At 68.4% G+C, this 5,755-nt stretch carries 6 protein-coding genes; 1 reads left to right on the top strand and 5 read right to left on the bottom strand.

Annotated elements, in window-relative coordinates; all coding sequences use genetic code 11:
• Window positions 1-663: GNAT family N-acetyltransferase (locus tag JMF90_RS21245; protein ID WP_201325399.1), on the top strand; the 663-nt coding region annotated here is incomplete at its 5' end.
• A gap of 96 nt (window positions 664-759) precedes the next feature.
• On the opposite strand, the gene JMF90_RS21240 is transcribed toward JMF90_RS21245, so the two are convergent.
• From JMF90_RS21240 to JMF90_RS21220, 5 genes are all read right to left on the bottom strand, one after another.
• Complete coding sequence (locus JMF90_RS21240) at window positions 760-1,317, bottom strand: LOG family protein (RefSeq protein ID WP_236593034.1); 558 nt, start codon at window positions 1,315-1,317, stop codon at window positions 760-762.
• Window positions 1,318-1,361: 44 nt separating this feature from the next.
• On the bottom strand, window positions 1,362-2,609 hold the full coding sequence (locus JMF90_RS21235) for an MFS transporter (protein WP_201317237.1): 1,248 nt from the start codon (window positions 2,607-2,609) through the stop codon (window positions 1,362-1,364).
• Between the two features lie 285 nt (window positions 2,610-2,894).
• Complete coding sequence (locus JMF90_RS21230) at window positions 2,895-3,224, bottom strand: H-NS family nucleoid-associated regulatory protein (RefSeq protein WP_011549287.1); 330 nt, start codon at window positions 3,222-3,224, stop codon at window positions 2,895-2,897.
• A 318-nt stretch (window positions 3,225-3,542) separates the two neighbouring features.
• A complete protein-coding gene (locus JMF90_RS21225) occupies window positions 3,543-4,892 on the bottom strand; it encodes a reverse transcriptase family protein (RefSeq protein ID WP_201317236.1) in 1,350 nt (449 codons plus the stop codon).
• Window positions 4,893-5,144: 252 nt separating this feature from the next.
• On the bottom strand, window positions 5,145-5,755 hold a 611-nt coding region (locus tag JMF90_RS21220; RefSeq protein ID WP_236598014.1), incomplete at its 5' end, for a hypothetical protein.

Raw genomic sequence — 5,755 nt, 5'->3', positions numbered from 1 at the left:
GGCAAAAAGCTTCAGAAAAGAATCGACACGTTCGCGACCGACCAGGTGTCGAATGCGCTGCGTCGCATGATTCCGGCCGACCAGCAGGCGCTGCTGCGTTCGCTCGCGCTGTATGCCGATGCGCTCGCCCAGGACAACGCGGCCAGGGCGAGCGTCGCGCCTGCCGACGCGCCGTCGATTCGCGAGGGCTATCAGCCCGGCTGCATCGGCGACATCGCGAGCCTGCATGCGCGCTTCTATGCGGAACACTGGGGTTTCGGCGCCTTCTTCGAACAACGCGTGGCGACCGAGCTGGCCGCCTTCGCGGGTGCGCTGCCGGCCGACGGCAAGGCGCTCTGGCTGTGCCAGGAAGACGGCCGGACGCTCGCGTCGCTCGCGATCGACGGCGACCCGGCGACGGGCGTCGCGCACCTGCGCTGGTTCATCGTCAACGACGCGTTGCGCGGCTCGGGCGTCGGGCGTCGGTTGATGACGCTCGCGATGCGTTTCGTCGACGAGTACCGGTTTCGCGAAACCTACCTGTGGACCTTCAAGGGGCTCGATGCCGCACGCCATCTGTACGAATCGTTCGGCTTTGCGCTGACGAGCGAAAGCGCGGGCACGCAGTGGGGGACCGAGGTCGTCGAGCAGCGCTTCAGCCGGCCCGGGCCGTCCGGCGGCTGAGATCGGCGGACGCCGTCGCTGCGCAGGTCGTCATGCGTTCTCGTCTTGAACGACACACGCGCATCCCGACGAAAGGAATCGCCTCGATCCCGTGAACTATCGGGCCGCCTGCGCCTGCTCCGCCGTAAACGCATCGTCGATGAACCGGATCACGTCGTCGAGCGACGACGTGCACACCGCGTCCGCGACAAGCGACCGAAACGCACCGTCCGGCCCGAAGCAGACTAGCGGCTTGCGCCAGCGCTGCGCGAGCGCAATTTCCTCGGCGGTACCGGGCCCGCCCGGCAGCGCGACGATCAGGTCGCTGCTCAGCACGTTCACGTAGTTGCGGTTGATCGTGTCCGGCGCGGCGCCCGGTTCGCGGCGCGGCAGCGGCGTGAGGACCGGGATGTCGACGAACGGATGCGGATAGCCGTCGAGCGGCACGAAACCCGCGACCGGATCGGCCTGCGTCGGCAGGATGCCGATCGACCGGCCGGCCCGACCGGGCACGCCGGCGAACGCGCGCGCGACCGCCAGCATCACGCCCTGCCCGCCGCCCGTCAGCAGGTTGAAGCCGGCCTGCGCGAGCCACGCGCCGAGCGGTTCCGAAAACGCGAGCCACGGCTCCTTGCCCGAGCCCATCACGCCGATCGTCCTGTTGTTCCGTTGCATCGTGGTTTCCGGTGAAATCGTGGCGGTGCATGCACGCACCGTGTTCATTCGAGCTCGACGCCCTTGAGCTCGGGGATCAGGAACAGCGTCGCGACCATGTCGAGCACGTACAGGCCGGCGAGCAGCGCGATGGCCGTCTGGAACGAGTAGTGCGCGGCGAGCGCGCCGACCGCGACCGGGCCGAAGCCGCCGACCGCGCGGCCGATGTTCCACAGCACGTTCTGCGCGGTCGCGCGTACGGCCGTCGGATAGCCTTCCGACATCAGCGTCCCGTAGCCGCCGACCATCCCGTTGACGAACATCCCCATCAGCGCGCCGGCCCACAGCATCGCCGTCGGGTCCGACAGCCGCGCATAGGCGATGACCGTCACGACCGAGCCGAGCTGGTACAGCAGGAACGTCGGCTTGCGGCCGATGCGGTCGGCCAGTTGGCCGAACACCCAGACGCCGATCATCATCCCGACGACGGTCGCCGCCGTCCACAGCCCCGATTTCGTCAGCGAGAAGCCCATCTGCTTCGACAGGAAGGTCGGCAGCCAGATCATGATCCCGTAGTAGCCGAAATTCTGGACCGAACACAGGATCACGATGCCGACGCTCGTGCGCGCGGTACGGGCGTCGGCGACGAGCATGCGGAACGCGTTGGATTTCGGCTGCGTCGCGCGCTGCACGAACGCTTCCGGCTCGTGCAGCTTGTTGCGCATCACCCACGCGAGCAGCGCGGGCAGCACGCCGACCACGAACATGCCGCGCCAGCCGATGTGAAGCAGCAGCAACGGCGTCAGCAGCGCGGCCAGCAGCACGCCGACCTGCCAGCCGAGCGCGACGTAGCACGACACGCGGGCGCGCTTGGCTGCCGGCCACGCTTCGGCCGCGAGCGCCATGCCGATCCCGAACTCGCCGCCGAGGCCGATGCCCGCGATGGTGCGATAGACGAGCAGATCCTCGAAGCCGCGCGCAAAAGCGCACAGGCCGGTGAAGATCGCGAACAGCAGGATCGTCCAGGTCAGCACCCGCACGCGCCCGTAGCGGTCGCTCAGCGCGCCGAACACGATGCCACCCGCGACCGCGCCGATCAGCGTCCACGTGACCAGGGCACCACCCTGCCCGGGTGTCAGGTGGAGCGCCGCCGTGATCGCCGGCAGCATGAAGCCGAGGATCAGCAGGTCGAAGCCGTCCATCGCATAGCCGATCGCCGAGCCGGCCAGCGCTTTCCACGCGTACGCCCCGACCTGCTCGACGCGCGGGGTCGACGGGCCGCCGAGCGCCGAAGATTTCATGTTTGCTGCCATGGTGTCCTGCCACGAATGTCCGGCGACATTCTAAGGCCTGTGCCCGCGAACGACGGGGGCGGACGCACGTCGGCCCGCGCTGGCGGGGCGGCAGGCGGAAAATGACAGGCAACGAACGGAAAAGAGAAAAAAGAAGGGAAAACGTCGATCCGGTGCGGCGGCGAGGCCGGCGATGTCGCGATCAGGCCGGACACCGGATGAAAGACAGCAGGCGGGCGGAGGATTGCCGGCCGGCCCGCCCGCGCGAACCGGGCGGCGCCGGATGGCCTTGCGATGCGACGGGCTTCAGCCCTGATCGTCCCCGGGCCACCAGGTCTTGGCCTCGCGATCGACCGCAAGCGTTTCGAGATCCTTGCCTTCGAGCCATTTCGGCCGCGGGCCGCGCCCCGACCATGAGCGGCCGGTCGACGGATCGTAGTACTTGGCAGGCGCCTTGCGCTTGCGCTGGACGATGTAGCCGAGCGCGCTCAGCACTTCCTGTTGCGAAATTCCCAGCAACTCGACCTGTTCCTTGAACGCCGCGAGCGCGGCCTGCTTCTCCTTCTGCTTCGCCTCTGACAGCTTGATGTTCAGGTCCCGAAGTTGTGCTTCGAGTTCCTGCAGGGCCTGGGTCATGTATTCATCCTCTTTGGGCATGTTTTTGCAAAAAGCTCCGATGGCCGAACCTACCACGAAGTTCAGCCGATCGGGGCTGTCAAATAGGTGAATCGTCCACCTGAGCCGGCATGATTGCGCGATGCGCACTAAACGACGTCGTGCGTCACTGACAGGCAAGGCCAGGCCGGCAAAGGCGGCGCCGCGTACGCATGCAAGGGGCGACGGCGGCGGCAAATGATCGCCGCGCGTGGCACGGGCGCGGCATGGCGCGAATGATAGCAGTGCGCGGCGTCGTGATGCAGAAGTCGCTGACCGGCGTCGCGCGGGCCCGACGGTTCAGCGATCGGCGCCGCCGGGCTCCCACGCGATCCGGTCGAACAGCGCGCGCAGCTTCGCGCCGCGCGCCGCGTTCAACGCCGCCGCATGCGCGACGCGTCCGGCCAGATGCGCACGAAAATCCGGATGCGCGTCGCGGTTCTGCGACGCCGGGCCATGCCGGATGCAATTGGTCAGGATGGCCTTCAGGCGATCGAACGCGTCGCGCGCCAGATTCGGATGACGGTTGACGACCACGCCGGCCAGTTGCTGACGCGCACCGCGCCACATCACGCGGGTCTTGCGCAATTGCAGCGCGAAACCTTCCTCGAGCGCGATCGCGGCGATCCGGATCTGCAGCCGCTCGATGTCGCGCGCGAGCGCGCCGCCGCCGGAGAACGCGAGATCGTCCGCATAGCGCGTGTAGGTCGCATCGAGCGAACGCGCGAGCGCGGCGAGCCGCAGGTCGAAGCGGAACGCGCACAGGTTCGCGAGCGCCGGCGACGTCGGCGCCCCCTGCGGCAGATGCCGTTCGCGATAGCGCTGACGGCCAATCCAGTCGAACCGGTCGCGCAGGTCCGGCGCGAGCAGCCGCGCCGACGGCACGCGATTGGTACACAGCCCGGTGAGCGTACGCGCGACTTCGGCCGGATACCCGAGCGTCGCGAACAGCGCATGGACGCGCGCGGCGCGCACCGACACGAAGAAATCCGCGAGATCGAAGCGCACGACGACATCGCGATCCGCATGCGGCGCCGCGAACGACACGATCCCGTGCCCCTTGCGAAAACCGTGTACCGCGCCGTGCGGCGCAATGCGATCGAGCAGCCCGTGCAGGATGCGGCGCTGCGCTTCGCGCAGCCGCCCTTTCGGGATTTCGACGAGGCGGCACCCGCCGCTGCGCTTGTCGACCGCGACGTACGTGTAGTGATGCAGCGGCGTGGCGCTGCTGCGCGCGTCGACACGCCAGTGATCGGCCAGCCAGTCGAGTTCCGGTGTGTTCACCCCGAGCCAGCCGGCGAGATCGCCGGGCGTCGGCCAGTGCGGCACGTCGCAGTCAGCGAGCGGCACGGGCAGCGGTCGCTGGATCAGCGGCCGCCGCACGATGCGGATCACCGCCGGCCGACGGTCGCCATACCATGCGCGCACGAACGCGGGCGCCTCGGCCAGGATTGCCGCGAGCGCGTCGGTGTCGGTATCGGCCCAGTCCGCGCCGAAGCGGGCGAGCGCGAGGTCCGCGCATTCGTGCGTCCACGGCGGTGCTTCGCCGAGCACGGCGGCCATCCGCGCGACGATGCCGTCGCGTTCGGGCGGACCGGCGAGCATCGCCTCGGCAATCGTGCGGATGGTGTCGCGCAGGGATGAGTGCATGGGAAACGGAGGCGGGACGATGAGTCAACGTGGCTGGTGCTGCGAGAGCCGTCGTTGCGCAACGCGCAACATGCGCACTTGCGACGCATCGGTGTATCGATCTGATCCACGGGGTAGCCCCGTGGTCCTGGAACATCGGCTGCCTGTTCCGGGCGTGTGCTTGACCCACCGCCCCGCGTCGCGACTTTAATCGGCGGCCGCGCCAGGTGTCAAATCGAGCCGGACGATGCGCGCCGCGCGGCGGCCTCGCGCTTATGCGCGCCGGCTGAACAGCTCGCTGAACGCGATCGGCGCCACGCCGATGCCGGCCAGGCCGTTCAGTATCGTCGCCCAGCTCGCGTCGGCCACGCTGACCGGAAACGACCGTACGCGATGGGCGAGCAGCCAGAAGGTGCGCGTCATGCCGTCGCTCATCGCGACCTCGTAGCCGCTTGCCGCCGCCCAGTAGCCGACCGAAGGCAACGTCACAGGTGCGTCGCGGCCGCTTCCGAACGCGGCGGCCGCCGTCGCGAACTTGCTGTCGAGCGACATGGCGCGGCGCGGTACGCAATCCTGCGAATTCTGTTTGGGGAACGTGGGGCTCGTCTCGAGCCAGCGGCGATAGAACGTCTCCGCGTCGATATGGACGACGAACCGCTCCGCGCCACCCGGCTCGGCCTTCAGATAGCAGTCCGCCTGGTTCGGCACGGGAACGCGCCACGTCGCGCGCTTCGCACTCAGGTCGACCAGTTCGCACGCCATCGACGGGCGCTGGGCGGGTATAGCGGCTCCGGATTCGCGCAGGTCCTGTGCGCGAAGGATGCCGTTACGAAGACGTGTCAGCATGGGCCCTCTCTCTTTCTCTCGATTTTTTCGCATGAGTC

Origin of the sequence: Burkholderia sp. E168m23 (assembly GCF_016586125.1) — a bacterium.
In the GTDB taxonomy this organism is placed as follows: Bacteria; Pseudomonadota; Gammaproteobacteria; order Burkholderiales; family Burkholderiaceae; genus Burkholderia; species Burkholderia orbicola.
The sequence above is the reverse complement of the archived record's forward strand: the minus strand, read 5'-3'. Positions and strand labels throughout refer to the sequence as shown.